26 protein-coding genes and 1 pseudogene are annotated in these 25,831 nt (G+C 76.1%); 10 read left to right on the forward strand and 17 right to left on the reverse strand.

The features are described 5' to 3' along the window. Nucleotides 1-87 precede the first annotated feature (87 nt). Nucleotides 88-219, reverse strand: coding sequence for a hypothetical protein (locus ACI78S_RS23705; protein ID WP_456977438.1), 132 nt, complete (start codon nucleotides 217-219; stop codon nucleotides 88-90). 230 nt (nucleotides 220-449) lie between these two features. Between ACI78S_RS23705 and ACI78S_RS23710 the strand changes: the two genes are divergently transcribed. Beyond that, nucleotides 450-1,994 carry an adenylate/guanylate cyclase domain-containing protein gene (locus ACI78S_RS23710; RefSeq protein WP_456977439.1) on the forward strand — a complete coding sequence of 515 codons (1,545 nt, stop codon included), beginning with the start codon at nucleotides 450-452 and terminating at the stop codon, nucleotides 1,992-1,994. 22 nt (nucleotides 1,995-2,016) lie between these two features. Here ACI78S_RS23710 and ACI78S_RS23715 read toward each other — a convergent pair whose 3' ends face one another. From ACI78S_RS23715 to ACI78S_RS23725, 3 genes are all read right to left on the reverse strand, one after another. Next, nucleotides 2,017-3,273: a WS/DGAT domain-containing protein gene (locus ACI78S_RS23715; protein ID WP_456977440.1), complete on the reverse strand. Its 1,257-nt coding sequence runs from the start codon at nucleotides 3,271-3,273 to the stop codon at nucleotides 2,017-2,019. A gap of 62 nt (nucleotides 3,274-3,335) precedes the next feature. Continuing rightward, the gene (locus ACI78S_RS23720; RefSeq protein ID WP_456977441.1) at nucleotides 3,336-3,740 is read right to left on the reverse strand and encodes a hypothetical protein; all 405 of its coding nucleotides are present in this window, start codon (nucleotides 3,738-3,740) and stop codon (nucleotides 3,336-3,338) included. A gap of 75 nt (nucleotides 3,741-3,815) precedes the next feature. Next, entirely contained in the window at nucleotides 3,816-4,046 is a 231-nt protein-coding gene (locus tag ACI78S_RS23725) for a hypothetical protein (RefSeq protein WP_456977442.1), read from the reverse strand. A 221-nt stretch (nucleotides 4,047-4,267) separates the two neighbouring features. On the opposite strand from ACI78S_RS23725, the gene ACI78S_RS23730 reads away from it, so the two are divergent. Both ACI78S_RS23730 and ACI78S_RS23735 read left to right on the forward strand, forming a co-directional pair. Further along, entirely contained in the window at nucleotides 4,268-5,173 is a 906-nt protein-coding gene (locus ACI78S_RS23730; RefSeq protein WP_456977443.1) for a hypothetical protein, read from the forward strand. 48 nt (nucleotides 5,174-5,221) lie between these two features. Next, a complete protein-coding gene (locus tag ACI78S_RS23735) occupies nucleotides 5,222-6,400 on the forward strand; it encodes an MFS transporter (RefSeq protein ID WP_456977444.1) in 1,179 nt (392 codons plus the stop codon). A gap of 7 nt (nucleotides 6,401-6,407) precedes the next feature. Here the strand turns inward: ACI78S_RS23735 and ACI78S_RS23740 are convergent, their stop codons facing one another. Further along, entirely contained in the window at nucleotides 6,408-7,568 is a 1,161-nt protein-coding gene (locus ACI78S_RS23740; protein WP_456977445.1) for a DUF3500 domain-containing protein, read from the reverse strand. Between the two features lie 118 nt (nucleotides 7,569-7,686). On the opposite strand from ACI78S_RS23740, the gene ACI78S_RS23745 reads away from it, so the two are divergent. Next, nucleotides 7,687-8,007, forward strand: a complete 321-nt coding sequence (locus ACI78S_RS23745) for a putative quinol monooxygenase (protein WP_456977446.1) — start codon at nucleotides 7,687-7,689, stop codon at nucleotides 8,005-8,007. A gap of 44 nt (nucleotides 8,008-8,051) precedes the next feature. Here ACI78S_RS23745 and ACI78S_RS23750 read toward each other — a convergent pair whose 3' ends face one another. Together ACI78S_RS23750 and ACI78S_RS23755 are read right to left on the reverse strand one after the other, a co-directional pair. Beyond that, complete coding sequence (locus ACI78S_RS23750) at nucleotides 8,052-9,695, reverse strand: Na+/H+ antiporter NhaC family protein (protein ID WP_456977447.1); 1,644 nt, start codon at nucleotides 9,693-9,695, stop codon at nucleotides 8,052-8,054. Between the two features lie 74 nt (nucleotides 9,696-9,769). Then, nucleotides 9,770-10,633, reverse strand: a complete 864-nt coding sequence (locus tag ACI78S_RS23755; protein WP_456977448.1) for a fumarylacetoacetate hydrolase family protein — start codon at nucleotides 10,631-10,633, stop codon at nucleotides 9,770-9,772. A gap of 142 nt (nucleotides 10,634-10,775) precedes the next feature. On the opposite strand from ACI78S_RS23755, the gene ACI78S_RS23760 reads away from it, so the two are divergent. Both ACI78S_RS23760 and ACI78S_RS23765 read left to right on the forward strand, forming a co-directional pair. Further along, the gene (locus ACI78S_RS23760; protein ID WP_456977449.1) at nucleotides 10,776-11,435 is read left to right on the forward strand and encodes a cysteine hydrolase family protein; all 660 of its coding nucleotides are present in this window, start codon (nucleotides 10,776-10,778) and stop codon (nucleotides 11,433-11,435) included. Nucleotides 11,436-11,612: 177 nt separating this feature from the next. After that, entirely contained in the window at nucleotides 11,613-12,248 is a 636-nt protein-coding gene (locus ACI78S_RS23765) for a maleylpyruvate isomerase family mycothiol-dependent enzyme (RefSeq protein ID WP_456977450.1), read from the forward strand. Between the two features lie 134 nt (nucleotides 12,249-12,382). Here ACI78S_RS23765 and ACI78S_RS23770 read toward each other — a convergent pair whose 3' ends face one another. The 5 genes from ACI78S_RS23770 to ACI78S_RS23790 form a co-directional block, all read right to left on the reverse strand. Then, complete coding sequence (locus tag ACI78S_RS23770; protein ID WP_456977451.1) at nucleotides 12,383-13,324, reverse strand: NAD(P)-dependent oxidoreductase; 942 nt, start codon at nucleotides 13,322-13,324, stop codon at nucleotides 12,383-12,385. Nucleotides 13,325-13,472: 148 nt separating this feature from the next. Further along, the gene (locus ACI78S_RS23775) at nucleotides 13,473-14,360 is read right to left on the reverse strand and encodes a dihydrodipicolinate synthase family protein (protein WP_456977452.1); all 888 of its coding nucleotides are present in this window, start codon (nucleotides 14,358-14,360) and stop codon (nucleotides 13,473-13,475) included. A 4-nt stretch (nucleotides 14,361-14,364) separates the two neighbouring features. Then, complete coding sequence (locus ACI78S_RS23780; RefSeq protein ID WP_456977453.1) at nucleotides 14,365-15,327, reverse strand: sugar kinase; 963 nt, start codon at nucleotides 15,325-15,327, stop codon at nucleotides 14,365-14,367. Continuing rightward, nucleotides 15,324-16,766, reverse strand: a complete 1,443-nt coding sequence (locus tag ACI78S_RS23785) for an Nramp family divalent metal transporter (protein WP_456977454.1) — start codon at nucleotides 16,764-16,766, stop codon at nucleotides 15,324-15,326. Before ACI78S_RS23785 ends, ACI78S_RS23780 begins: the two co-directional genes overlap by 4 nt. A 102-nt stretch (nucleotides 16,767-16,868) precedes the next feature. Continuing rightward, entirely contained in the window at nucleotides 16,869-18,155 is a 1,287-nt protein-coding gene (locus ACI78S_RS23790; RefSeq protein ID WP_456977455.1) for an alpha-hydroxy acid oxidase, read from the reverse strand. Between the two features lie 255 nt (nucleotides 18,156-18,410). Here ACI78S_RS23790 and ACI78S_RS23795 point away from each other — a divergent pair, with 255 nt between their 5' ends. The 3 genes and pseudogenes from ACI78S_RS23795 to ACI78S_RS23805 form a co-directional block, all read left to right on the forward strand. Then, nucleotides 18,411-18,857, forward strand: coding sequence for a WhiB family transcriptional regulator (locus tag ACI78S_RS23795; protein WP_456977456.1), 447 nt, complete (start codon nucleotides 18,411-18,413; stop codon nucleotides 18,855-18,857). 382 nt (nucleotides 18,858-19,239) lie between these two features. Further along, on the forward strand, nucleotides 19,240-19,668 hold the full coding sequence (locus ACI78S_RS23800) for a DeoR family transcriptional regulator (RefSeq protein WP_456977457.1): 429 nt from the start codon (nucleotides 19,240-19,242) through the stop codon (nucleotides 19,666-19,668). 11 nt (nucleotides 19,669-19,679) lie between these two features. Beyond that, nucleotides 19,680-19,862 (forward strand): annotated as a pseudogene (locus ACI78S_RS23805) (D-beta-D-heptose 1-phosphate adenosyltransferase); the annotation flags it as partial. A gap of 174 nt (nucleotides 19,863-20,036) precedes the next feature. Here ACI78S_RS23805 and ACI78S_RS23810 read toward each other — a convergent pair. Further along, nucleotides 20,037-21,227 (reverse strand): fatty acid desaturase family protein, encoded by a 1,191-nt coding sequence (locus tag ACI78S_RS23810; protein WP_456977458.1) that lies wholly within the window; start codon nucleotides 21,225-21,227, stop codon nucleotides 20,037-20,039. 19 nt (nucleotides 21,228-21,246) lie between these two features. Next, nucleotides 21,247-22,347: a ferredoxin reductase gene (locus ACI78S_RS23815; protein WP_456977459.1), complete on the reverse strand. Its 1,101-nt coding sequence runs from the start codon at nucleotides 22,345-22,347 to the stop codon at nucleotides 21,247-21,249. Nucleotides 22,348-22,443: 96 nt separating this feature from the next. On the opposite strand from ACI78S_RS23815, the gene ACI78S_RS23820 reads away from it, so the two are divergent. Further along, nucleotides 22,444-23,646, forward strand: coding sequence for a PucR family transcriptional regulator (locus tag ACI78S_RS23820; RefSeq protein WP_456977460.1), 1,203 nt, complete (start codon nucleotides 22,444-22,446; stop codon nucleotides 23,644-23,646). Here ACI78S_RS23820 and ACI78S_RS23825 read toward each other — a convergent pair. From ACI78S_RS23825 to ACI78S_RS23835, 3 genes are all read right to left on the reverse strand, one after another. Beyond that, nucleotides 23,591-24,847, reverse strand: coding sequence for a DUF4032 domain-containing protein (locus tag ACI78S_RS23825; RefSeq protein WP_456977461.1), 1,257 nt, complete (start codon nucleotides 24,845-24,847; stop codon nucleotides 23,591-23,593). The genes ACI78S_RS23820 and ACI78S_RS23825 overlap by 56 nt on opposite strands. A gap of 34 nt (nucleotides 24,848-24,881) precedes the next feature. Next, entirely contained in the window at nucleotides 24,882-25,193 is a 312-nt protein-coding gene (locus ACI78S_RS23830) for a hypothetical protein (protein ID WP_456977462.1), read from the reverse strand. A 54-nt stretch (nucleotides 25,194-25,247) separates the two neighbouring features. Continuing rightward, a partial coding sequence (locus ACI78S_RS23835) for a hypothetical protein (protein ID WP_456977463.1) occupies nucleotides 25,248-25,831 on the reverse strand: 584 nt, incomplete at its 5' end.

Below are 25,831 nucleotides of genomic sequence, written 5' to 3' on the forward strand. Positions count from 1 at the left end.
GCCAGGCCAAACAGTGGCGCGGCCTGGCCACCCGCTACGACAAGCACGCCCGCAACTACGCCGGCGCGCTCCACCTCGCCGCGCTACTCACGTGGATTCCATGATCCGCCAGACACTCCCTAGCCGGACGCCGAGCAGACGCCGGATGACCGCACCGAACAGCAGCACCATCGCGAGCACCGTCGGGACGACCAGCACCGCCCCGAGGAGACCCTGCATCCGGCGCCCTCCCGATGCGCTCGCCTGCCGCCCGCCGTCCCAGGCCTAGCGCCGGGCCCCGGGCGAGCCAACCCGGAACAGCGCCCGCCGGGCGGCCGCCCGTGCTGGTGCCGGCGCCGCCGCGGGAGGACACTGCCCCCCGTGGCGTCGGCCGCCGGGGTCGCGGCAGCACGCCGCCCGCCCCGGCGCGGGGCCCGGCGGCGCGCGCACCGCCGCGCCCGGGGCGCGCCGTGAGCGGCCGGCACCGCGAGCAGGGGACGGCGCTGCGCGGGCGCGCGGGCGGCGCCGACCCGGAGCGGCCCGGGCCCGGCTCGGTCGCCCGCCTCATCGCCGACCACGGGCGCCGGCCGACCGTCGCGGCGATGGTGCTGGTGGCGCTGGTCCTGCCCCTCCTCGGCCTGGTGTTCCTGCTGCGCACCGACTTCACCGGGCTGAACTGGAACAACCCGGCCCTGCACTTCGCCGTCTTCCTCACCGTCGGCGCGGTCGCGGCCAGCCTGTCGCTGGTGGCCGGCGAGGCGGCCCGCCGCCGCGGCGACGCGCGCGTGCTGCTGCTGTCGCTGGCGTTCCTGGCCACCAGCGGCTTCATGGCCCTGCACGCCGTCGGCACGCAGCACGTGCTCACCCACGACGCGCTGCCCGGCTTCACGATCGCCATCACGACCGGGCTGCTCGTCGCCGCGCCCTTCGCCGTGGCGTCGGCCCTCGTCGACGCGCGTCCCGCGGCCGGCGGCTGGGTGGTGCGGCACCGGCAGGCGATGCGGCTGGCGGTGGTCGCGGTGCTGCTCGGCTGGGCGCTGTGGTCGGTGGCCGAGTGGCCGCCGCTGCGGCAGGTGACCGCGGAGGGCGGCGACCACGTCGCCCTCCAGGCCGCCGCGGCGCTGGGGGCGCTGCTCTACGTGGTCGCGGCCGTCCGCCTCTGGTGGGGGAACCGGGGCTACTTCGGGCTGCTCGTGTTCAGCGTCGTGGCGTGCTACGCCCTGCTCGCCGAGGCCCTGGTGGGGGTGGCGGTGGCCGGCGAGCGCAAGTGGCACCCCACCTGGTGGGTGTGGCACGCGCTCATCGTGGCCGGCTTCCTGATCGTGTTCGCCGCCGCGCGGCGGGAGTGGCGCGACGAGCGCTTCCGGCAGCTCTACCTGCCGACGACGCGGGAGCACCGGGGCGAGGTGTCGGTCCTCGTCGGCGACCTCGCCGGGTTCACGGGGTTCGCGGCGGAGCGGGACGCCGCGGAGGTCGCGGCCGTGCTGCGGGCGTACTACGAGCGCACGACGCCGCTGATCTGGCGCCGGTTCGGCGGCGAGGTGGAGAAGTTCGCCGGCGACGGCGTGTTCGCGACGTTCAACCGGCTCGGGGACCAGCCCGACCACGCGCTGCGGGCCGTGGAGGCGGCCGCGGCGCTGCAGGCCGAGGTGGCGCGCATCCGCGCCGCGCACCCCGACTGGCCGGGGATGCGGGTCGGCGTGAACAGCGGTCCGGTGGTGTTCAGCGAGATGGGCGGGAAGGGCTACCTGGTCTACCCCGCCGTCGGCGACGCGGTGAACGTCGCGGCCCGGCTGCAGGCGCACGCCCCCGTCGGCGGCGTGCTGATCGGCACCGCGACGCGGGACCAGCTCCCGGCGTCCGTCGACCTCGTGCCGGTGACCGGGCTCCGGGTGAAGGGCAGGGACGAGGCGGTCGACGCCTACCTCGTGCAGCTCCCCCTGCGCACCGACCGCGGCACGGCGGCGGCACGCCCGGCGGGCAGGCGCGGCGCGCCGCACGGGTCGGCGCGTTGACCCCCCGCCGGCCGCCCGGCGCTCACCCGGCCCGCTGCAGCGCGGCGGCCTCCTCCTCGACCGCGCGGGCGAGCACGTCGAGGTCCCCGACGACCGACGGGTCGGCCACCAGCCCGACGCACAGCCGGTCGGCGGCCGACTGCACCGCCACCCGCAGGGCGTGGTGCTGGGCGACCTCGACCAGCGGGGTGACGGTGTCCACCCGGGCGCCGAGCACGGTGACCTCGGTCCTCGGGCCGGGCACGTTCGACACGTTGAGCGCGAAGGACCGCCCGCTGCGCTGCAGCCGCCGCGACCAGCTCGCCAGGCGGGGCGAGGAGCGGGCCATCCGCGCCATGAGCTCGTCGAGCTCCTCCGCGTCGTGACCGGCCTTGCGCCGCGCCGTCTCCGCGCGGACCGCGGCCAGCCGCGCGACCGGGTCCGGCTCGTCCACCGGCAGGTCCACCCGGAACCACGAGTCGCGGTTGCCGGCCCCGTCGTCGGCGGTGTGCAGCGTCACCGGCACCTTGACCCGCAGCCCGTGGACCGCCCCGTGCCGCTGCTCCAGCCACCGGCGCAGGGCGCCGGCCACCACCGCCAGGACGGCGTCGTTCACCGTCGCGCCGGCCAGCGCCCGGGCGGCGTCGTGGACCCCCGACAGCGACGTCGCGGCGAACGCCACCTCGCGTCCGGTGCCCACCCGCGCGTCGAACGGCGAGCGGCGCAGCCCGGGGAGGAGCTCCCGGGCGAGGACGCCGGCCGGCCCGGACCGCCGGCCGCCGTCGCCCGACGGCGCCGGTCGCGCGGCGGCGGGACCTCGCCCGCCGGCCCGCCCCGCGCGCGCCGGGTCCCAGAGCACGTCCTCGGCGAGGCGCGCCACCGTCGTGCCGTCGGCCAGGGCGTGGTGCACCCGCCAGACCAGGGCCGCACCGCCGCCGGCCAGCGGGCCGACCCGGTCGATCCGCCAGAGCGGCCGGCGCCGGTCGAGGTGCTCGCAGAACAACCGGGCCACCTCGGTGCGGAACGCAGCCGGGTCGAGCGGGGTGGCCGCGTCCACGGCGCCGACGTGCGCGGCGACGTCCACCGCCTCGTCGGGGACCCACGCCGGCGCGTCGGGAGGGCCGCCCAGGCGCCAGGTCAGCCGCGGCGCGTCCGGCAGGCGCCGGGCCACCGCGGCGCGGAGGTCGCCCAGGTCGGGGGCGCCCGCCGGCAGGCCGATCACGGTGCAGGTGTGCCCGACCAGGGAGGAGCTCTCGAGCGCCAGGATCGCCCGGTCCTCGGCGGTCAGCGGGACCTGCACGGCAGCAGCCTCCCGCCGCGCGGCCCGTGCGGACAACCCCCGGAGCCGTCCTCGTCCGCCGGTCAGCGGCGGGCGAGGACGGCCATCGCCATCGCGCAGCCCCAGCCGGCCGCGACCACGGGCGTCTCGACCGGGTCGAGGCCGCCGGGCCGGAGCCGGACCCGGGTCCACCGCTCGCTCAGGTACCCGAACGCCAGGCCGGTGCCCAGCCGGCGGAGCACCCAGCGCGCGCGGTCGTCGCTCCCGCGGGCCAGCCGGGCGACCGCCCACAGCTGGGGCACCAGCAGGTACGGGGGCGCGCTGTAGGCCGTGCCGAACCACAGCCAGTCCCGCACGAGGTGCTCGGGGCTGCCCGTCATGAAGGGGACGTCGAAGTGCCGGCGCCGTCGCAGGGCGACGACGTGGCCGGCCACCTGGGCCGTGAGCTGTGCCGTGGCGACCGCCACGAGCGTCGACCGGTGCGCCATGGCGTCGCACCGTAGGGCCTGCGCCGCCGGTGCGCGGGCCGTCGGCGCGCGGGGGCTCCGTCGCGGGCCGACCGCTCAGGCCCCCGGTCGGTGGAGCGGCTGCTCCTCGCGGTGCCCCGCCGACCGGCTCTCCAGCCACGCCTGCCACTCGGCCCGGCCGCTGCGGTTCCTCCCGGCGGCCAGGACCACCAGCCCGGCGACGGCCAGCAGCACCACGAGCGCCGCCCCGGTGAGCAGGACCTCCCAGCCGAACAGCGGCGGGACGGTCATGCTGCCCGGGGCCGGCGGGGGCGCGGCGGGTGTCATGCGGGAAGGGTGCGCCGCCGTCGACCGGGCCGCACGCCCGCCGCGGCACGACCACCCGCCCGGGCGAGTCACTCTGCGGAACGGGTCCCGGCCCGCGCGCCCGGATCGCGCGAGGCGCCTCGCCCCGCCGGGTGAACGGCCGGCCGCGCCGGGCGGCCGAGCCGGTCGGGACGACCTAGCGTCGACCGCTCGACGACCCCGACCGCGGAGAGGCAGGTGGGATGAGCGCCGCGCTGCCATCCGACGACGGGACCGGGGGCCGCCCGCGGCCGGGCGCCGCCGGGGACCTCCCCGCCGTCCTCGACGCCGCGCCGATGTTCCGCCGGGCGGTGGCCGGCTACGACCGCTTCCAGGTCGACACCTACGTCCGGTGGGCCGAGGACGAGCTCGCCACCGCCGACCGGGAGCGCGAGCGCCTGGAGGCGCGGCACCTCCGCGCCCAGGCCGCCCTGGAGGAGGCCCGGGAGCTCCTCTCCCACTCCCCCGCCGGCCGGGACTGCCGCACGGCGTCGCACCGGTTGGCGGCCGTGCTCGCCGCCGCGGCCGACCAGGCCGAGGGGATGCGCGCCGACGCCGAGGCCGACCGGGCCGCGGCCGCCGCGGCGGCGCAGCGGGTGCTCGCCGACGCCCGGGCCGAGGCGGACCGGCTGGTCGCCGACGCGGCCGCCGCGGCCGCGGCGCGGGCGGCCGAGGCGGCCCGCCTGGTCGAGGCGGCCGAGCAGGAACGCGCCCGGGCCGCGGCGGAGGCGGAGGTGCGGCTGGCCGGGGCGCGCGCCGTCGAGCAGCGCGCGGCCGAGCGGGCGGAGCGGCTCCGGCGGCGGGCCGCGGACGACGCCGCCGCCGCGCGGCTGCAGGCGCGGCAGGAGAGCGTGCAGCTGCTGGCCACCGGGCGGGAGGAACGGCGGCGGGCCGACGACGCCGCGGCCGCCGCCCGCGCCCGCCTGGACCGGGACGCCGCCACGCGCCGCGCCGTCCTGCTCGCCGAGATCGACCTGCTCGAGCGCCGGCGGGGCGAGCTGGCCCGGACGGCGGACCCGGTTCCCGCGGCGCCCCGCCGCTCCCGTCCGCACCCGCGCGGCTCCCTCGGCCGGCTGCGGTCGCTGATCGCCTCCCGCGTCGCGCCCTGACCCCGCGCGCGAGCCCGTCCGCCGCGCCGGGCCGGTAGCGTCCGGCGGGTGCCGGAGGCAGCGCTGCCGCAGGACGCCGTGCGTCGCCGGCTCGACGCCCTCACCTTCGGGCTGTTCACCGTCGCCCTGGGCACCAACGTCCCGACGCCGCTGCTGCTGGTCTACCGGCGCACCCTCGGCCTGTCCGAGGCCGACCTCACCGCGGTCTTCGGCTGCTACGCGCTCGGGCTCATCGCGGCGCTCACGGTCTCGGGTGCCGCCTCGGACCGGTGGGGACGGCGGAGGCTCGTCCTGCCCTTCGCCGTGCTCGCCGGCCTGGTCTCGCTGCTGTTCCTCCCCGCCGCCGACCACCTGCCGCTGCTCTACGCCGGCCGGCTGCTGCAGGGGGTCGTCTCCGGCGTCGTCTTCTCGGTGGCCAACGCGTGGCTGCAGGAGCTCGCCGGTCCCGACGGGCAGCGGTCCGCCGCGACCCGCGGAGCGGTGTCGACCTCGCTGGGCTTCGCCCTCGCCCCGGCGATGAGCGGCGTCCTCGCCCAGTACGGCCCGGCGCCGACGACCCTGCCGTACCTGGTGCACGTCGCCGTCCTGGCGGTCGGGCTGGCCGCGCTGGCGACCGTGCCCGAGACGGTGCACGTCCGCCGCGCCGGCCGGCTGATGACGCTGGGCCTGCCGCCCGAGGCCCGGCGGCCCTTCTGGGCGGTGCTCGCCCCCACGGCGTTCGGCGTGTTCGCCTTCCCGGCGCTGGCCGCGACGCTGCTGCCGCTGCTCGTCGTCCCCGACGGCGTCGGCGTCGCCTACGCCGGCCTGGTCGCCGGGGCCGCGCTGGCCGCCAGCGCGGTCGCCGCCCGCGTCGGGCGCCGGGCGGACCGCGGCGGGGGCCCGCTCGGGATGGCGCTGGGGGCGCTGGGCCTGGGTCTCGGGGCGGCCGCGGTCGCGGCGCAGGCCGAGCCGCTGCTGCTGCCCTCGGCGGTGCTGCTGGGCGCGGGGGGCGGGCTCTGCCTCACCTCGGGGCTGACCCTCACCGCGCGGCTGGCGCCCCCGCACACCCGCGGCGCGGTGAACAGCGCCTTCTACGCCTTCGCCTACGCCGGCTTCGGCACGCCCCTGCTGCTGGCCTGGCTGGGCGACCTCACGTCCCCCGTCGCGGCGCTGGGCGGGTTCGTGGCCGTGCCGGTCGCGCTGGCCGCCTGGCTGCGGTTCGAGCTGCGCCCGCGCGCGGCGGCCTGAGCGGCGGTCACCCGCGGTGCGCCACCGCCCGGTGCCGCGCGAGCACGTCGAGGCCGAAGTCGGCGGCCGGGTCGCGCCACACCGAGTGCGCGTGGTTGGCCCCGCGCTGGGTGTTGTCCCACTCGACGAGCAGCCGCGGGCCCTGCAGCCGGTAGTAGTGCGGCGCCCCGGGCTCGGTCGGGCCGGCCCAGGCGAGGTGGACGGCGTCGAGCGCCGCGTCGTCGTCGTACCGGGACATCGGGGAGACCTCGGCGGGCACGCGGTCGAGGTAGGTGCCGAGCAGGGCCCGCAGCAGCGCGCGCTGGTCGCCGTCGAGCTCGGCCGCCGGCACGCCCTTCGGCTGCGCGGTGTACTCCAGGGCCGCGTGCTCGGGGTCGCCGTAGCCGGCCGCCTCGTCGATCGAGTCGCTCATCGCCTGCAGCCGGGCCCACTCGGCCGGGTCGGCGAAGGGCGCCCGCCAGATGCCGGCGAGCGGGATCGTCCGGTCGCCGGGGGCCACCGTCGTGCGGTTCGCGGTGACCAGGTCCGACGGCGCGGCGGGCAGCAGCACGGCACGGGCCGCGAGGTCGGGGGCCAGCGAGCGCACCAGCTCGCGCGCGGTGTCCTCCACGCGGGCCAGCGGCCGGTTCACCGCGCCGCCGAGCAGCGGGGACGTGGCCGGGTCGGCGCCGAGGAAGCAGGGGGTGGTGGCCACGACCACGCCGTCCACCACGAGGTTGTTCAGCGACACGTGGTGGCCGCCGAACCGCCACCCCCACGTCCCGGTCGGGCCCGGCCGGCCGAACACGCGCAGGTAGTACAGGCCGGGGTCGCGGCCGCGCTCCCGGTCGAACCGCGCGACGAAGCCCTCCACCCGGTCCAGCACGTTCTCGAGGCCGATGATCGTCGCCACCGTGACGTAGCCGGCGGTGGACAGCCCGGAGGCGACCAGCCGCATGGCCGCGCGCTGCTGGGCCGGCCGCTGCTCGTGGAGCGTCAGGCCGCCGTGGTCGGTGGGCGTGTAGAACCAGCGCCGGCGTTCGGCGTCGGTCGCGTCGTCGCCGGGCTGCGCGCCGACCGCGACCTCCCGCTGCCGCGGGTCGAGCGCGTCCAGCCAGAGCAGCGCCGCCTCGGTCATCCGCGCGGCCACCGCGCGCGCGGGGGCGTCGTCCGCAGTGGTCCCGGCCACGGCCGGAATCTAGCGCCGGCACGTGCGGGTGCGCCTCCCGGCGGCACTCCGTAGCGTGACCCGCACCACATCCGGCCGCGCCCCGGGGCCCGGCCGCCGTCCGGACGGGAGACCACCGTTGCCCACCCCCACCGACGACCGCCGCGACCTGCTCACCGTCATCGCCTACATGCGCGCGGCGCCCGGCCGGCGCGACGACCTGCGGGCCGCGCTCGAGGCCCTGGTCCCGCCGACCAGCCAGGAGGCGGGGTTCGTCAACTACGACCTGCACCAGGGCGTGGAGGACGAGGACGCGTTCTTCTTCTACGAGAACTGGGAGTCGGGCGAGCACCTCGACGCGCACCTCGCGGCGCCGCACCTGGAGGAGTTCGCGGCGCGGATCCCCGAGCTGCTCGACGAGAGCGGGCTGTCGGTCAACCGGGTGCGCCGGATCGCCTGACCGGGCGGCTCGGCGTTCCAGGAGGTCGCGCCGGCAGCGGGAGATCACCGGCGCGGGCGCTGACCGGCTCCGCCGTCCCCCCGCGCGCCCGTTCCCGGGCGGTCGGGTGCCGCGGCCGCTGCCTGAGGTGCGGTCTCGAGCGCGGCGTGCCACGCGGCGCTGCGTGCCCGCAGCACGAGGACGGCCAGGACGAGGGCGACGACGGCGGTGAGGAGGCCCAGCCCGGTGCTCTCCGTGAGCCCGGAGACCAGGAAGCCCGCTGCGGACGCGGCGGCCGCGACGAAGGCGTACGGGAGCTGGGTCGTGACGTGGTCGACGAGGTGCACGCCGGAGCCGATCGAGGACAGGATCGTGGTGTCCGACAGCGGGGACGTGTGGTCGCCGAAGATGGCGCCGGCCAGCACGGCACCGAAGACAGGGATGAGCAGGCCGCTGTCCAGCGCGACCGCCAGCTCGGCACCGATCGGCAAGAGCAGACCGAAGGTGCCGAACGTGCTGCCGATCGAGAAGGCGATGAACGACGCGAGCACGAACAGCACGAGCGGCACCAGGGCCAGCGGCAGGGCGTCGTCGATGACGCCGGCGAGGTACTCGCCGATGCCCAGCTCGCCGATGGTCTCGGCGGTGACCCAGGCCAGGAAGAGGACCACGGCCGCCATGAGCATCGAGCGGACCCCCGACACCGCGGCCCTGCCTATCAACCGGGGCGCCGTCCGCCGGGCCAGCAGCATCCCGGCCGCTACCAGGCAGGCCGCGACGGAACCGTAGAACAGGGCCAGGATCACGTCGGTGGCGGCCAGGACGTCCATCGGGGCGAGGGAGCCCTCCGCGCCGGCGATGCCGATCCACACGGCCCCGACGACGGTGACCGCGACGAGCACGAGGATGGGCCACACCAGGTCGCGGACGCGGCCGTCCTCCCGGGTGCCCAGCTTCCGGTCCGTCTCACCCGGCGGGATCCCGCGGGCGGGGTCGAAGAGCCGGCCGTGCTCGATTGCGGCCCGCTCGTGCCGGCGCATCGGGCCGATGTCGATGGTGAACCAGGCCGCGGCGATCACCAGAAGCAAGGCGGTGATCGGGTAGAGCATCGCGGGGATCGACTGGAGGTAGGCCTCGTACCCGCTGAGCCCTTCCACACCGTTGTCGTCGAGGAGTCCCGCCATGGTGGCGGCGATGAACGCAGCCCAGCCCGAGATCGGCACCAGGATGATCACCGGCGCCGCCGTCGAGTCGACGAAGTAGGAGAGCTTGGCGCGGGAGATGCGGTGCTGGTCGGTGATGGAGCGGCTCACCGTGCCGCCCACCAGGCTGCTGAACGCGTCGTCGAAGAAGATGACGATCCCCATGACGACGGGGACCATCTGCGCCTGCGCCCGGGTCCGCACCCGCCGCACGGCCCAGGCCGCGAACGCCCGCAGCCCGCCGGACACGTAGATCAGCGACGTCAGGACGCCGATGAGGATGACGGCGGCGAGGATGTAGACCTCCTCGGTCACCTCCCCCTCGCTGTAGATCAGCCCTCGGGCCGCGTCCCAGACGAACCGGAGGGCGGCGACCACGTCCCACTCGGCGACCATGAGCGCCCCGAGCACGATGCCCGCGCCGAGGGAGAGGAGGATCCGCCGGGTCGTGATCGCCAGGACGATCGTCACGAGCGGGGGCAGCAGCGACAGGATCGACGGTTCCACGGGACCTCCAGGCCGGTGGGTGCGGTGCCCCGGTGCTCAGGCCGCCGGTCGCCCCGGCAGCGGGGCGGGGTGGTTCAGGAGGAGTCGGCCACGAGCGGGGTCACCAGCCGTCCCAGGCCCGCGATCTCGCAGACGACCTCGTCCCCCGGTCGCAGCCAGACCTGCTCGGGCATGCCGAGGATCACGCCCTCGGGCGTGCCGGTGTAGACCACGTCGCCCGGCTCGAGGGTCATGACCTGCGACAGATCGCTGACCAGCTCAGCGACGCCGAAGACCATGTCGCGCGTGTTCGAGTTCTGGCGCAGCTCGCCGTTGACCCAGCACCGCAGGTCCAGCGCCTGCGGGTCGGGCACGTCGTCGCTGGTCACGACGTACGGACCGAGGGGGGCGAAGCCGTCGATCGCCTTGCCGTACGTCCACTGGCTGCTGCGCATCTGCAGGTCGCGGGCGGACAGGTCGTTGCCGGTCGCGTACCCGAACACGTGGTCCAGCGCCTGCTCCACGCCGACCGTGCGGGCGCGCCGTCCGATGACGGCCACGAGCTCCACCTCGTAGTCGGCCTTGGCGGTGGCCTCGGGGATGGGCACGGCCTCGCACGAGGCGGCGAGGCTGTTGACGAACTTGGCGAAGTAGACGGGCCGTTCGGGCACCGGCATGCCGCCCTCGGCGGCGTGCTTGCGGTAGTTGAGCCCGACGCAGATGATCTTGCCGGGGTCCGGCACGGCCGGCGCGAGCCGCAGCCGGTCGACCGGCACGGCGTCGGCAGCCCCCTCCGCCACCGATCTCACCCGCTGCGCCACCTCGGGGCCGGCACCGGCGAGCGACCGGACCGACAGGCGGGCACCGTCCTCCCCGGCCTCGGTCACGTCGACCACGCCCGCGCCGGTCTCGACGCCGAGGCGGAGGCCGTCGTCGCCGTGGAACGACACCAGCCTCACGACGCCGGCTCCCGAGAGCCCACCGCCCCGGGTGCCACCGCGGCGAGAGGTCGGCTGCACGATGTGGTACAGGTCACACCGGCATCCTGGGTGGGGCGGAATCCGTGGTCAAATCGGCGGGACGGGTACGGGGAGGTGCGTGGTGGCGTGGAACTGGCCCGACGACGTCGACCCGTTCGTCGCTCCGGAGCTCGACCGGTCGGCGCTGCTGGTCATCGACACGCAGGTCGACTTCCTCGACGGCGGCAGCTGCCCGATCCCCGGGACGAGCGCCGTCGTGCCGGTGGTCGCCCGCCTCGTCCGGGGGTTCCGGCTCGCCGGCCGCCCGGTCGTCCACGTCGTCCGGCTCTACGACGGTGACGACGTCGACCTCCCACGCCGCACGCTCGTCGCGTCGGGCGCGCCGATAGTGCGCCCGGGCTCGGACGGCTCGCAGCTCGCCCCCGAGCTGCGACCCGCCGGTACCCCGCCGCTGGCCGCCCCGGAGCTGCTCGCCGGCCGGATGCAGCACCTGGCGCCCGGCGAGTGGGCGATGTGGAAGCCGCGGTGGGGCGCCTTCCACCGCACACCGCTGGACGCCCACCTGCGCGGGCTCGGGGTGAGCACCGTCGTCGTCGCCGGGTGCAACTTCCCCAACTGCCCGCGGGCCACCGTCTACGGGGCGAGCGAGCGCGACTACCGGACGCTGGTCGCGGCGGACGCCGTCTCCGGGCTCGCCCCGTCGCACCTGGCGGAGGCATCGGGGATGGGCGTGCTCTCCGCGCCCAGCACCGAGATCCTCCGCCGGCTCGGGACGGGCTGAGTTCGGCAGCAAGGTGTGCCAGATGTGCGTAAGTCCGTGCGTGGCGCGGCCGGTACGGATCCCCTGTACGGGTGAGACTCGGCGCCAGCGATCACTCCTGGCACCGACGGCCGTCCTTCCCCTTGACGGCGAGGACCCGGCGTCGGCGGGTCGGCAAGGGCGACGAGAGGAATCCAGGTGACCGAGATCAAGCAGGACGTGGACGCGCGCGTCCAGACCGAGCGCACCCGACTGCTCCACCTGCTCGACGGGCTCGACGAGGAGCAGTGGGACACCCCCAGCCTGTGCGCCGGTTGGTCGGTGCGAGACCTCGTCGTGCACGTGCTCATGCCGTACGAGGTCTCGACGCCCCGGTTCCTGCTGATGATGGTGCGCGCGCGACTCGACTTCGACCGCGCCGCCGACCGCTGGGCGACCACGGACACACGGACACCGGCCGAGGTGGTCGCCGGCCTGCGGAGGACCGAGCACCGCACCTTCAACGTGCCCGGCGCACCGGTCGAGGCGCCGTTGAGTCACCTGGTCATCCACGCCCAGGACGTCTACCGGCCGCTCGGGGTGCCATCCCCGACCGACCCGGAGAACGCCCGGGTCGCCCTCGAGCAGCTGACCAGCCCCCGCGCCCGTCGCTCGCTGCCGCCGGGCATCCTCGACGGGCTGGCGTTCTCGGCCACCGACACCGACTGGCACTACGGCGAGGGCGCCGAGGTCTTCGGACCGGCCACCGCGCTTCTCACAACCCTCTCCGGCCGAACCGCCGCCCTGCCCGAGCTCGCCGGTGCGGGCGTGGCAGATGTGCGAGCGCGCCTGTAGCCGCCGAGCGCGAGAGCGCCAACGCGCACCACACCGCTCACATCGGGTAGCCGCACTTACGCACAGAGGATCACACCCTGCTGCCGAACTCAGGACGGGCTGACGCCCTCGGCCGTCGCCTAGGACGGCGGTGCTCAGCGTTCCACGACGTTGCGCAGCGGCCGGCCGGCCAGCAGCGCCGCGAGGTTGGCGGTGACCAGCTCGTCGGCGCCGACCGGCCGCCCGCCGGCGGCGTGCGGGGTGAGCAGGAGGTTCGGGGCCTCCCACAGCGGGGAGTCCGGGGGCAACGGCTCGGTGGCGGTGACGTCGAGGGCGGCCCCGGCCAGCCGGCCCGCGGCGAGCGCGGCGGTGAGGGCGTCCTCGTCCACGGTGGACCCGCGGCCGACGTTGACCACGTGGGCGTGCGCCGGCAGCGCGGCCAGCCGGGCGGCGTCCAGCGCCCGCGTGGTGCCGGGCGTGGAGGGCAGGATCATGACCAGGACGTCGGTCCGCCCCAGCTCCCCCTCCAGGTCCTCCTCGGCGACGACGGGGAAGCCGGCCCGCTCCCCCGCGCTGCGCGCCACGCCGCGGACCTGCGCCCCGAGGTCCCGCAGCAGCGGTGCCAGGGTCTGCCCGATGGAGCCGAACCCCCAGATCAGCACGCGCGCGTCGATCAGGGTGGTCACCGCCCCCTCAGGGTGCAGCGGCTGCAGGCCGCCCAGCTCGGGGGCCCACCGGTGCTCGGCCTGCGCCCGCCCGGCGGCCGGCAGCCGGCGCAGCAGGGCGAGGACCAGGGCCAGGGCGTGCTCGGTGACGGTGCGGTTGTGCAGCCCCGCCCCGGAGGTGACGACGACGTCGGAGGGGAAGCCCGCTGCCAGCACGGTGTCGGGTCCGGCCGCCAGGCTCTGCACCCAGCGCAGCTTCGGCATGCGGCCGGCGACCGCGGCGAGGTCGGCCTGGGAGCTGCCCCACACCACCAGCGCCTCGGCGTCGAGGTGCTCCTCGGGCACGGGCGCCGCGGCGTCGTAGACCACCGCCGCGACGCCGTCGGGCAGCTCCGGGGCCAGCGGGACGGAGTCGGGCAGCAGCAGCTTCATCGCACATCGCCTCTCGGGTCGTCCCGGGGCCGGCCACGAGCCCGTGCGGGCGGCCGCCCCGTCCGAGCAGCAGACTGCCGCACGCGAGGGTCCTGCCGGTCGCGGGGTCCCCGGCGGCCCGTGCGCGGGGGCGGCGGGACGTCGCCGCTCAGCGCCCGGCCGGCACGGGTGCGGTCACCGCGCGCTCGGCGGCCCGGGCGGCGTCGAAGGACGCCGGCGCCGGTGTCAGCGGCGGCCGGACGGTGCCCATCGGGTGCCCGTGCCGCCGCTCGGCGACGCGCTTGAGGACCGCCGCGGAGGTGTGCTGCTTGGTCATCGCGCGGACCTCCTGCAGGTGGCGGGACAGCGCCGCGGCCTCCTCCGCCCGCCCGGCCCGCACGTGCGCGTACAGCGCCACCACGTGCTCGGGCACGATGTTGGCCAGCGCGGAGATCGAGCCGTCGGCGGCGCGCAGCCTCGCCGGCAGGTCGTCCTCGGTGCCCACCAGGACGCCCTTGCCGCCGGCGCGCACGGCCTGCGCGTAGCCGGCCTCGCCCCCGGAGTCCTTGACCCCCCACACCGGCAGCGCCGTGACCAGCTCGGCCGGCACCGGCACCGCGTACTTGGGGATGTGGTAGACGACGACGGGGTGCCGGGTGGCGGCCAGCACGCGGTCGTAGAACACCCGCAGCCCCTCGACGCCGACCGGCCGGAAGTAGTACGGCGGCAGGACCATCACCGCCCGGACCGGCAGGTCGTCGAGGAGGGCCAGCAGGTCCAGCGTCTCCGGCAGGTTGCCCTCGGCCACCGTCGGGACGACCTGCAGCTGCCCGGCCTCCGGCAGCAGCGCGCCGAGCACCGCGCGCTTCTCGTGCGCGGCCACCGACGGCCCCTCGCCGTTGGTGCCGAACGGGATCACCCCCGTGACGCCGTGGCCGGCCAGCCACCGCACGTGGGCCAGGTAGGCGTCGACGTCGATGCCGTACCGGTCGTCGTCGCGGAACGGCGTCACGTTCGCGACGAAGACGCCCTGCAGGACGTCGGCGGGCGCTGCCATGGGGTCATCTCCCGAGGTCGACGGTCCGGTCGAGGAAGGCGGTGAGCTCCCGGCGGCTGGGCAGCCCCTCGTAGTCACCGAGGCCCTGCACGCAGAAGGCGCCCATGGCGTTGGCGGTGCGCAGCCGCTCCCCCGGTTCCCGGCCCCAGAGCGTCGCGGCGAGGTACCCGGCGGCGAACGCGTCCCCCGCGCCGACCGGGTCCACCTGCCGGGCCGGGAAACCCGGGGACGTCAGCCGCTCGCCCTCCACCACCGCGGCGCACCCGCGGGCGCCCAGCTTGACCACCACCTCGCCCGGCCCGGAGTTCGGGAACCGGTCCAGGCAGGCGCCCTCGTCCCAGCCCCACAGCGCGGCCGCCTCGTCGTCGCCGACGAGCAGCACGTCGACGTGCGGCAGCAGCGCCTCGGTGGCCGCCCGCGCGGCCGCGGGCTCCCACAGCCGGCTGCGGTAGTTGACGTCGTAGCTGACCCGCACCCCCGCCTCGGCCGCCGTCCTCGCCGCCCAGACGAGGAACTCGGCGCACTCCGGCGACAGCGCCCCCGTGATGCCGGTGAGGTGCAGGAAGCCGGCGCCGTCGAGCACGGCGGGGTCGAAGGCGCCGGGCGCCAGCGTGGCGGCCGCCGAGCCGCGGCGGTAGTAGTGCACGCGCAGCGCGCCGGCGACCTCCTCGCGCAGGTACAACCCGGTCGGCCGGTCGGGCACCCGCCGGACGGCGCCGGTGTCCACCCCCTCGGCCCGCACCCGGTGCAGCACCAGCTCGCCGGGCTCGTCGTCCCCGAGGGCGCTGATCCAGCTGGCCGGGACGCCCAGCCGGGCCAGGCCGATGGCGACGTTGCTCTCGGCGCCGCCGATCGACAGCGTCACGCCCGTGGCGTGCCGCAGCCGGCCGGGCGAGGTCGGGACGACCAGCACCATCGTCTCGCCCGCGGTGACCACCCGCGGGAGACCGGCCGGGGGCTCGGTCACCCGCCGAACAGGGTGCGCAGCTGCTGGTCGAAGGTCAGCACCGAGAGGAACCCGAAGAGCAGGAACGACCAGACCAGCGCGGCGACGCGCACGCCGCCCGGGCGGATCTGCGGCGGCAGCGTGCGCCGGTTGAGCACCAGCAGCAGCGCCGAGTAGATGAACATCATCAGCCCGCCGGTGACCGCGGCGATGACCAGCAGCACCAGCGGCTGGTCCAGCCCGGAGAGCAGCACGACGACGCCGATCCCGACCAGGCCCCACACCAGCGCGAAGTAGATCTTGCTCTCGTTCGCGTTCTTCAGGTAGGCGGTCTTGAGCACGTCGGCGCCGAGCCGGCTGGTGTAGTCGACGATGCCCAGCGCCGCGGCGAACAGCGAGACCGCGCCGATGACCCAGAAGAAGGTGCCGAACCAGCTCCCCACGCTCTCGTCGAGCGCCTCGCCCTCGGCCTGGAGGAACGCGATGCTGTTCTCCAGGCCCTCCTCGCCGAAGACGGTGGAGTAGGCCAGCAGCGAGGTGAACAGGATCGTCAGGAAGCTGATCAGCACGAACGTGGTCAGCTGCTCGGTGTTCGCGAACTTCCACCACCGCCGCCACCGGCCGAGGTTCTCCGGCGTCGGCTCGAACACGAAGCCGGTCGAGGGCGCCGCCTCCGGCTGGCCGGTGATCGGGCTGACGATCCGCGGGACGTAGGCGCCCATGCCGAAGCGCTTGTCGCGGATCCAGTTGCTCTGGCACAGGTTCTGCCCGCCCCCGGCCCCGGCGAAGGCCAGCGCCCCCAGCAGCAGGGCGAACCCGAGCTCCTCGGCCGGGATCGCGGCCTGGGTGACGATGTCGGGCACGTCGGACCACGCGTCGGCCCCGATGGCGAAGAAGCAGGAGACGATGATCAGGATCAGGACGGCGGCGACCTTGGCGAACTGAATCTTCTCCAGCGCCTGGTACACCACCGGCGCCATCGTCAGCGTGATGCCGATGAGCAGCAGCATGCCGATCGCGATCGGCACGACCGAGCCGCCGAACAGGTAGGTGACCAGGGTGGCGGAGCTGGTCGCCCAACCCGGCCAGATGTTGGCGAAGTAGGCCAGGATCGCGAAGACCAGGCCCCAGTGCCGCCAGTACCGGCTGAAGCCGGTGAGCGCGGTCTCGCCGGTGGCGAGCGTGTAGCGCTCGATCTCCATGTTGAGGAAGTACTGGGTGGCCAGCCCCACGAAGGCCGCCCACACGAACACCAGCCCCACCTGCGAGGCGATGTACGGGTAGAGGATGAACTCGCCGCTGGCCATGCCGACGCCGGCGGCGATGATCCCGGGCCCGATCACGTGCCGGAAGCTCGCCGGCGGCTCGGGCAGGTCGCGCACCGAGGGCGCGGGCAGGTGCTTGGTCGGGAACCGGTCGACGACGGAGAGCTGGTCGCTCGTCCTGCGGGTGGTGGCCATGACGCCCCCTGTGAGCCGGGTCACTCTTTCCGGGCGTCTCTCATTCCCGCACGGGCGCGCCGCGGCAGCAACCGGAAGCAAGGGCCGTTGCCGGGGCCCGGGTCAGGTGGCGACGTCGGGGTAGTCGGCGCCCGCGTGCGGGGTGAACGCGACGTGGCGGGCGCAGAGGTCGGCGCTGCGGCGGACGCCGAGCAGCTGCATGCAGCGCTGGTACTCCTCGGCGAGGATCTCCACCGCGCGCAGCACGCCGTCCTGGCCGCCGGCCATGAGCCCGTAGAGGTAGGCGCGGCCGATCATCGCCGCGTCGGCGCCCAGCGCGCGGGCGGCGACGACGTCCTGGCCGTGCAGCACCCCGCCGTCGATCAGCACCGCGACGTCGTCGCCGACCGCCTCCCGCACGGCGGGCAGGACGTCGAGGGTCGCCGCGGAGCGGTCGAGCTGGCGGCCGCCGTGGTTGGACACCACCACGCCGTCGGCCCCGCGGTCGACGATCCGGCGCGCCGAGTCGGGCGTGGTCACCCCCTTGACCAGCAGCGCCCCGGGCCAGCGCCGGCGGACCCGGTCGAGGGCGGCGAGGTCCATGCCGGGGTCGAACATCATGCTGGCCACCTCGCCCGGCGTCGGCGTGCCCTCGACGGCGCTGCCGAGCACGGCGAACGTCAGGCCCGGGGTGGTCAGCTTGTTGAGCAGCCAGCGGGGCCGCCGGGACATGTCGAGCACGGTCTTCGCCGTGAGGGCCGGCGGGATGGTGAGCCCGTTGACGACGTCGCGCAGGCGCATGCCGGAGACCGCCGTGTCGACGGTGAGCACCAGCGTCGAGTAGCCGGCCTCCTCGGCCTGCGCGACGAGCGCCTCGTTGAGCCGGTCGTCGGCGGTGAGGAACAGCTGGAACCACAGGTCGGCGCCGGGCGCGGCGGCGCGCACGTCGGCGATGGACGTCGAGCCGACGGTGGACAGGCTGTACGGGATGCCGACGTGCTCGGCCACGCGGGCGACGGCGGCCTCTCCGTGGTGGTGCATCATCCGCGTGTAGCCGGTGGGCGCGAAGACCAGCGGCAGCGGGAGGCGCCGGCCCAGCAGCTCGACGGTGGTGTCCGGGTCGGCCACCGAGCTCAGCGCGTCCGGCCGGAACGCCACCCGCCGGTACGCCGCGACGTTGCGCGCCGCGGTGATCTCCTCCTCGGCCGCGCCGTCGACGTAGTCGAAGACCGCGCGCGGCGTGGTGCGGGCGGCCACCGCGCGCAGGTCCCGGACGGTGAGCGCGGACGCCAGCCGGCGGGCCGTCGGCGCCGGCTCGGGGCGCCGGAACCGGACGAGCTCGCGCAGCTCGGCCGGCCGCGGCAGCTGCCGCGCGGTGGAGATCGGCGCCAGCGGCAGCCTCCGTCGCACGTGACGTCCCCCTCGCAGGTCGGACCCGGTCCGCCCGCGAGCCAACGCCGCGGGCCGCACCGCGCGCAACTCGGGCGGGCGGGGCCGCGCCCGGACGCCCGGCGGCAGCGTCGGCAGATCAAGCCAATCCTGGGGCGGGAGCTCGTTCAGCTTGTGCCAGTGCGGGCCGGGCGAGGTGCTGCGTACCGTCACTGACAGCAAACAAGGCGTACCGGTCCGTCACGGTGCGCGTCTTCCCCGCCCGAGGAGCTCCCCGTGTCGCCCTTCCCGTCCGCGTACCTGACCGTCGTCCCGGAGCCGACCACCGCCGGCTACGGCGTCGAGTACGCCGTCGAGTACGCCGTCGAGCACGTCGACGAGCACGCCGCCCCGTACGCCACCGAGTACGCGGCCGACGTCTGGGCCCCCGCGCCGGTGGCGCGGTCCTACGAGGCCCCCCGGCCCGCCGCGGAGGACGTGGACCTCGGCGACGAGAGCTGGCGGCTCGACGCGCTGTGCGCCGAGACCGACCCGGAGGCGTTCTTCCCCGAGAAGGGCGGCTCCACCCGCGAGGCCAAGCGCGTGTGCGCCGGCTGCCCGGTGCGCCTGCAGTGCCTGGAGTTCGCGCTGGGCAACGACGAGCGGTTCGGCATCTGGGGCGGGCTGTCCGAGCGCGAGCGGCGCCGGATCCGGATGCAGCGCCGCATGCCGCTGAGCGCCTGACGCCCGGCGGTGCGCGCCGCCGCCGCCCGCGGGCGGGTCGGCGGCCGGCTCCCCGGCTCAGGGCTCGACGGTGACGGTGATCGCTCGCCCGGCCGAAGGGCGGGAACCGCCCCGCCGTGCCGCCGTCCGGATCGCCTGCTGCTGGGCGACGCCCGCCGCCGTCGCGGGAGGACCCCGTTCGCGCCGTCGGCGCGATCCAGTCGGATGCGGATCCCCCGGCGGAGGGCTTCCCGGGCGTTCACGGCGGCGGGAACGGATTCGGGGTCACCGCTCCCCGCTACGTCCTCGGCACGTCGGGACGCGACGCGACAGGGCTGGAGAACCCGCAGAACCCCGCGTCAGCACCGGCGATCGACGCGCCCGCCGCGGAAGGGGACGTGCGGTGCATCCCGAGGGACGTCAGCAGGCGATCGCGCGGCTGGTGGCCTCGCGCGGCCGCGCCGGTGTGGCCGCGCTCGCCGTGGAGGTCACCACCGAGACGGTGCGCCGCGACCTGGCGATCCTGGAGCAGGGCGGCGTGCCGCGCCGGGTGCACGGCGGGGCCGTGCCGGTGGGGCGCTGGCCCTGGTGGAGCTGGGTCTCGGTGAGCGCACCGGCCGCCTGGCCGAGCAGAAGGCGCGCATCGCCGGGGCCGCCCTGGACCTGCTGCCCGGCGCCGGGGGCAGCATCCTCCTCGACGGCGGCGCTGGCCGACACCCTCCCCGCCGACCGGCGGCTGCTGGCGGTGACCAACTCGGTGCCGATCGCGGCCCACCTGGCGACCGCCCCCGGCGTCACCGTGCAGGTGCTCGGGGGGCGCGTGCGCGGGTGACCCGGTGCGCGGTGGGCGAGGGGGCCACGTCGGCCCTGGCCGACCTGCGCGTCGACGTCGCGTTCCTCGGCACGGACGGGATCACCCCGGACCACGGGTTCACCACCCCCGACGACGCGGAGGCCTCGGTCGAGCGGGCCATGGCCCGCGCCGGCCAGCGGGTGGTCGTGCTCGCCGACTCCTCGAAGCTCGACCGCGAGAGCCTGGTGCGCTTCGCGGTGCCCGAGGACGTCGACGTGCTGGTCACCGACTCCGCCGCGGACGCCGGGACGCTCGCCGCGCTGGAGAAGACCGGCATCGAGGTGGTCATGGCCAGACCGCGGGGGCGGCGCCGGGCGGCGGCCACGAGGACGCCGCCCGGGCGCCGGTCAGGCGGTCTGCAGCGCGCGGCGCACCTTCGGCCCGCCGGTGGTCATCCGGTAGAGCTTGACCAGCTGCGACGGGGCGTTCCGCCACGTCGTCTGCTCCAGCCAGCCGTTGGGCAGCGACAGACGCAGCACCTTGTGCCAGGCCGAGGCGACCTGCCGGGGCAGCGGCGCGGAGTGGTAGCGCAGCCCGTACCGCTCGAAGACGTCGCGGACCCTGGGCGCGATCTCGGCGTAGCGGTTGCTGGGCAGGTCGGGGAACAGGTGGTGCTCGACCTGGTGCGAGAGGTTGCCGGTCAGGATGTGCATCGCCCTGCTGCCCGAGATGTTGGCCGAGCCGAGCATCTGCCGCAGGTACCACTCGCCGCGGGTCTCGCCGTCGATCGACGTCCTCTCGAACGTCTCGACGCCCTCCGGGAAGTGGCCGCACATGATCACCGAGTGCGACCACAGGTTGCGCACCACGTTGGCGGTGACGTTGGCGACGAGCGTCGGCAGGAACGACGGACCCGACAGCAGCGGGTGGACCAGGTAGTCCTTGGTCGCCTGCTTGCGGATCTTCTTCAGCACGGCCCGCACGCCGGCCCGGAACTCCGGGTCCTTCCGGCGCTTCGCGGTCGCCAGGTTCTTGCCCAGCTCGAGGTCGTAGGCGGCGATGCCGTACTCGAACAAGCAGGCGTTGACGAAGTTCCACAGCGGCTGCAGCAGGTACAGCGGGTGCCAGCGCTGGTCCTCGTCGACCCGCATGATGCCGTAGCCGAGGTCGTTGTCCTTGCCGAGCACGTTCGTGTACGTGTGGTGCAGCTCGTTGTGCGAGTGCTTCCACTGCTCGGCCGGGCTGGCCATGTCCCACTCCCACGTCGTGGAGTGGATCTTCGGGTCGCGCATCCAGTCCCACTGCCCGTGCAGGATGTTGTGCCCGATCTCCATGTTCTCGAGGATCTTGGCCAGCGACAGGCCCGCGGTCCCGACCAGCCAGGCCGGCGGGAACACCGAGGCGAGCAGGACGGCGCGGCTGCCGAGCTCGAGCTTGCGCTGGACGTCGATGACCGTCCGGATGTACCGGGCGTCGGCCTCGCCGAGGCTGTCCCGCACCTCCTGCCGGATGGTGTCGAGCTCCTTGCCCAGGAGCTCGACGTCCTCGGCGGTGAGGTGGGCGATCGGGTTGTCGGTCTTCTTCTGCAGCGCGGTCACGGGTCTCCGTCCGTCGGGGTCAGTGGTCGATGTCGCAGGCGCCGGCGGCGGCGCTGATGCAGGTCTGGACGAGCACGCCGTCGCCGGGCGCGGCGGTGGTGACCTCGCCGGTGCGCAGGTCGCGCACCGCGCCCTCGCGCAGCGGGAGCACGCAGCCGTAGCAGATGCCCATGCGGCAGCCGCTCGGCATGAGCACGCCGGCGTCCTCGGCGGCGTCGAGGATCGGGGTGGCGCCGTCGGCCTCGACGGTGGCGCCGGTCCTCGCGAACGAGACGGTGCCGCCCTCGCCGGTGACCACGACGGTGGGCCGGAAGCGCTCGGTGTGCAACCGGTCGGCCAGGCCGAGGGCGGCCCAGTGCTCCTCCAGCGCCTCGAGCATGCCGACCGGACCGCAGGCCCAGGTCGACCGCTCGGCCACGTCGGGCACCAGCGCGGCGACGCCGGCGGCGTCGAACACCCCGTCGCGGTCGGTGTGCCGCTCGACCAGGCGCAGCGCGCCGTCGGCGGCCAGCCGGCGGAGCTCGCCGCCGAAGATCACGTCCTGCGCCGTCGGGGCCGAGTGGACGACGACGACGTCGCAGGCGCCCCGCGCCAGGTTGCGCAGCATGCCCATGACCGGGGTGATGCCCGACCCCGCGGTCACGAACAGGACCGTGCGCGGGAGCTCGGCCGGCAGGCAGAACTCCCCCGTCGCCTGGTCCAGCTGCACGATCGTGCCCGGGCGGGCCCGGTGCACGAGGTGGTTGCTCACCGTGCCGCCGGGGATGGCCTTGACCGTGATGCTGATGCAGCCGTCGGCACGGCCGAGGTCGGAGGTCACCGAGTACGCGCGCCACTGGCGCACGCCGTCGACGTCGACGCCGACGCGCACGTACTGGCCGGGCGTGTGCGGCCGCCAGCCGCGGCCGGGGCGGATCACCAGCGTGGCCGCGTCGCGGGTCTCCGGGTGCACCGCCTCGATCCGGCCGCGGAGGTCGGCGCCGGAGCGCAGCGGGTCGACCAGGTCGAGGTAGTCGGACGGCAGCAGCGGGGTGGTCACCAGCTCCGCCAGCTTGAGCACCCGGTCGCGCAGGGCGACCCGCGGCCGGGCCGTGGCGGGCCGCGGGGTGGTCGACGTCATGTCCCGAGGGTTGTCCAGCCCGGCGCACAAGCACCTGTGCCGCGGACGTGAATCGGGCGCTACCTTTTGTCCTCCGCGCACAAACCGGGAGGCGCTGTGTCAGCCGAGGAGCCCGCGATCCCGCCGTCCGTGGCGGCGGCGATGCGCGCGGAGCTGCCCGCGGTGGCCGAGGCGACCGTCGCCGAGATCATCGTCGAGGTGCCCAGCTACGCCGACGCCTTCTCCGGCGACATGGGGCGGGCGATCGGCAACGCCGTGGAGCTGGCGCTGGCGGGCTTCCTCGAGCTGGCGACGGCGAGCAGCGGCGTCGACCCGGGCACGCCGATCCGGCCGGCGCTGGAGGGCGCCTACGCGCTGGGGCGGGGCGAGGCGCGCAGCGGGCGGTCGATGGACGCGCTGCTGGCCGCCTACCGCGTCGGCGCGCGGGTGTCGTGGCGGCTGATGAGCGCCGGCGCGGTGCGGGCCGGGCTGAGCGCCGAGCGGCTGGCCCGCTTCGCCGAGCTCGTCTTCGCCTACATCGACCAGCTCTCGGCCTCGAGCGTGGCCGGGCACAGCGACGAGCTGGCCACCACGGGCCGGGTGCGCGAGCGCTACCTGGAGCGGCTGGCCGCCCGGTTGCTCGCCGGGGCCGACGCGCCCGAGCTCGCCGCCGTCGCCGAACGGGCGGGCTGGGCGCCGCCGCGGACGCTGACCGCCGTCGTCCTGCCCGAGACGAAGGTGCACGGCGCGCTGGTCTCCCTGGACCCCCGGACGCTGCGGGCCGGCGAGGAGGTGCCCGACGCCGAGGGGCTGCTGGTGCTGCTCGTCCCCGACGCCGAGGCGCGCTCCCGGCCGGCGCTGCTGCGCACCCTCGACGGGCGCGACGCCGTCGTCGGGCCGGCGCGGCCCTGGGTGGCGGTGCACGAGTCCTACGCCCGGGTCCGCCGCGCGCTGGAGCTCGGGCTGCCCGCCGCGGGGACGGAGCCGCTGGACACCGAGGACCGGCTGGCCGACCTCGTCCTGCGCGCCGACGAGAGCGCGCTGGCCGACCTGCGGGCCCAGGTGCTGCGCCCCCTCGCCGACCTCGCCCCGGGTGCGCGGGAGAAGCTGACCGAGACGCTGCGGTCGTGGCTGCTGCACCAGGGACGCCGCGAGCGGGTCGCCGCGGAGCTCTTCGTGCACCCGCAGACGGTCCGCTACCGCATGGGGCAGCTGCGCGACCTCTACGGCCCCCGCCTCGACGACCCGGCGACGGTCCTCGCGCTCACGATCGCGCTGGGGCCGGACGGCCGCGGCCGAGGCCTTCCGGGGGCCGGCTGAGCAGGCCGGCGGGCACGGCGGGCAGCACCCGCTCCACGTAGTCGCGCACCGCGGCCTCCGTGCCGACGTCCCGCCCGGCCGCCTCGGAGAGGAACCAGCGGTGCTCGAGGAGCTCGTGGTAGATCTCGGCGTCGTCCATCCGGCGCCGGAGGTCGTCCGGCACGGCGGCCAGCGCCGGGTCGTACACCTCGTTGAGCCAGCGAGCCGCGGCCACCGCCTCGGGCACGGGCCGCCGCTCGGCGTGCTGCAGCCAGGCCCGGTAGGCGGCGATGTCGCCGAGCAGCCGGCGCGCCTGGTTCTCCTGGACGTGCAGCCCCGTGCGCGCGAAGAGCAGCAGCCGGTGGTGGCCGGGCTCGGCCACGCGCGTGGTCAGCCGCAGCAGGCTGCCCCCGCCCGGCTCGTCGACCAGCTCCAGCTGGTCGACGTCGAAGTCCAGCGCCTGCAGCCGGCGGATCCGCTCGGTGATCCGGAACCGCTGCTCGTGGGGCCCGATGACCTCGTCGTTGCTGAGCGCGGCCCACAGCTGCTCGTAGCGGGCGACCAGGTCGGCCGCGGCCAGGGCCGGCTCGGTGTCCTCGGAGAGGGATCCGATCCGGCGCAGCTCGGTCAGCTCGTCGACGACCCGGGTGTAGGCGATCTCGATGTCGGTGTCGCGCTGCCGCTCGGTGAGGGCCTCGTGCACCTCGCCGGTCTCGGCGTCGACGAGGTGCGCGGTCAGCACGCCCGCGTCGAAGCGGAACAGGGTGTTCGACAGCGAGCAGTCGCCCCACACCACCCCGGCCAGGTGCAGCCGCACCAGCAGCTCGACCTGGGCGTTCATCACCCGGCCGGTGAGCTGCCCGCACCGCGGGTTGGCGAACAGCGACAGGAAGGACGACGAGTACTCGAGGAAGCGGGTGACCAGCGCCGCCCCGGCGGGGGCCGGCCGGTCGACGACGACGCCGATCACCTCCACGGCGGGGATGCCGACCTCGGCGAGGTGCCGCAGCACCCGGTACTCGCGCCGGGCCGCCGGCTCGGGCAGCTCCTTGAGGGCGAAGACCTGACCCGACTCGGCGACGAACCGCACGACGTGCCGGGCGCGGCCGCTCTGCGGGATCTCGACCAGCAGGTCGGCCGGCCACTGCTCGAGCGGGAGCTCCCACGGCAGCGCCACGAGGGCGCTCGCCGGTTCCGCGGGGGGACTGAAGACGAAGCGCATCGGCGCACCTCCTGGCGGGGCGGCGGGAGGAGCCCTACCCCCCGAGCAGCCGCCGCACGCAACGACCCGGCGCCGCGGCCGTCCACCCCAGCAGCCGCCCCGGCACGGCGGCCGAGGCGCGGGCGACCCGCACGCCCAGGTGCAGCAGGTCGGCCCACTCGGCGGGCCGCGGCGCCGGCCGGGTCGCCGGTCGGGTCGGCGCGACGGGCGCCGGGGCCGGCTCCGGGTCGGGCTCCCGCGCGGGCACCAGCACGTCCACCGGGGTGCGCCGGCGCGGGTCCCGCAGCGACGCGAACGACGGTATCGGCGGCGCCGCCGGGCTCTCGGTCTCGTTCCCGGTCGGCATGGGTCCCGACCCTAGCCCGGCCGCCCGGCCCGTCGACGCGGAGCCCGCGACCGCTCAGCCGCGGTAGTTCACGTGCACGTGGTCCATGTGGTTGGCGGTCGCGCTGCCCCGGTCCTCCATCGTCGACCACGAGCCGCCCGGCGACTGGAGGATCCGCTGCCGGTAGATCAGGTAGTCCACGCCCAGCTCGTCCCAGTGCGCGATGTGGTAGTCCACGATCGCGTTCCCCAGGGCGGTGTCGGACATGGTCATGTAGTCCAGGGCCAGCCCGGACGGGTGGCCGCCCGGGTCGGCGGCGCTGGGCCGGGTGCCGCCCAGGGTGATCGCGTCGGCGCCCGGCACGTTGGTGACGACCGCGTCGGCGGCGCGCTGCACGACCGCCTTGTGCGCGCCCGCCGTGTTCCTGATGACGGCGACCCCCGACGGCGCGGCGGTGCTCGCCGAGACCGAGCCGCCGCCCCCGGCGGCGGAGTCCCCGGCCGCGGCGGCCTGCTCGGCGGCGGCGGCCTCCGCGGCGGCGGCCTCGGCCGCGGCCGCGGCTTCCGCGGCGGCCTGGGCGGCGGCCGCCTCCTCGGCGGCGCGCCGGTCGAGCTCGGCCTGGTCGGCGGCGGCCTGGGCCTGCTGGGCGGCGCTCTGCG

It is taken from the genome of Geodermatophilus sp. SYSU D00815 (assembly GCF_054050035.1).

What these genes read in the sequence shown, in the direction of transcription:
- ACI78S_RS23705 (WP_456977438.1), bottom strand. Translation starts at nt 219, where the DNA reads ATGCAGGGTCTCCTCGGGGCGGTGCTGGTCGTCCCGACGGTGCTCGCG.
- ACI78S_RS23720 (WP_456977441.1), bottom strand. Translation starts at nt 3,740, where the DNA reads ATGGCGCACCGGTCGACGCTCGTGGCGGTCGCCACGGCACAGCTCACG.
- ACI78S_RS23725 (WP_456977442.1), bottom strand. Translation starts at nt 4,046, where the DNA reads ATGACACCCGCCGCGCCCCCGCCGGCCCCGGGCAGCATGACCGTCCCG.
- ACI78S_RS23730 (WP_456977443.1), top strand. Translation starts at nt 4,268, where the DNA reads ATGAGCGCCGCGCTGCCATCCGACGACGGGACCGGGGGCCGCCCGCGG.
- ACI78S_RS23770 (WP_456977451.1), bottom strand. Translation starts at nt 13,324, where the DNA reads ATGAAGCTGCTGCTGCCCGACTCCGTCCCGCTGGCCCCGGAGCTGCCC.
- ACI78S_RS23775 (WP_456977452.1), bottom strand. Translation starts at nt 14,360, where the DNA reads ATGGCAGCGCCCGCCGACGTCCTGCAGGGCGTCTTCGTCGCGAACGTG.
- ACI78S_RS23785 (WP_456977454.1), bottom strand. Translation starts at nt 16,766, where the DNA reads ATGGCCACCACCCGCAGGACGAGCGACCAGCTCTCCGTCGTCGACCGG.
- ACI78S_RS23815 (WP_456977459.1), bottom strand. Translation starts at nt 22,347, where the DNA reads ATGACGTCGACCACCCCGCGGCCCGCCACGGCCCGGCCGCGGGTCGCC.
- ACI78S_RS23825 (WP_456977461.1), bottom strand. Translation starts at nt 24,847, where the DNA reads ATGCGCTTCGTCTTCAGTCCCCCCGCGGAACCGGCGAGCGCCCTCGTG.
- ACI78S_RS23830 (WP_456977462.1), bottom strand. Translation starts at nt 25,193, where the DNA reads ATGCCGACCGGGAACGAGACCGAGAGCCCGGCGGCGCCGCCGATACCG.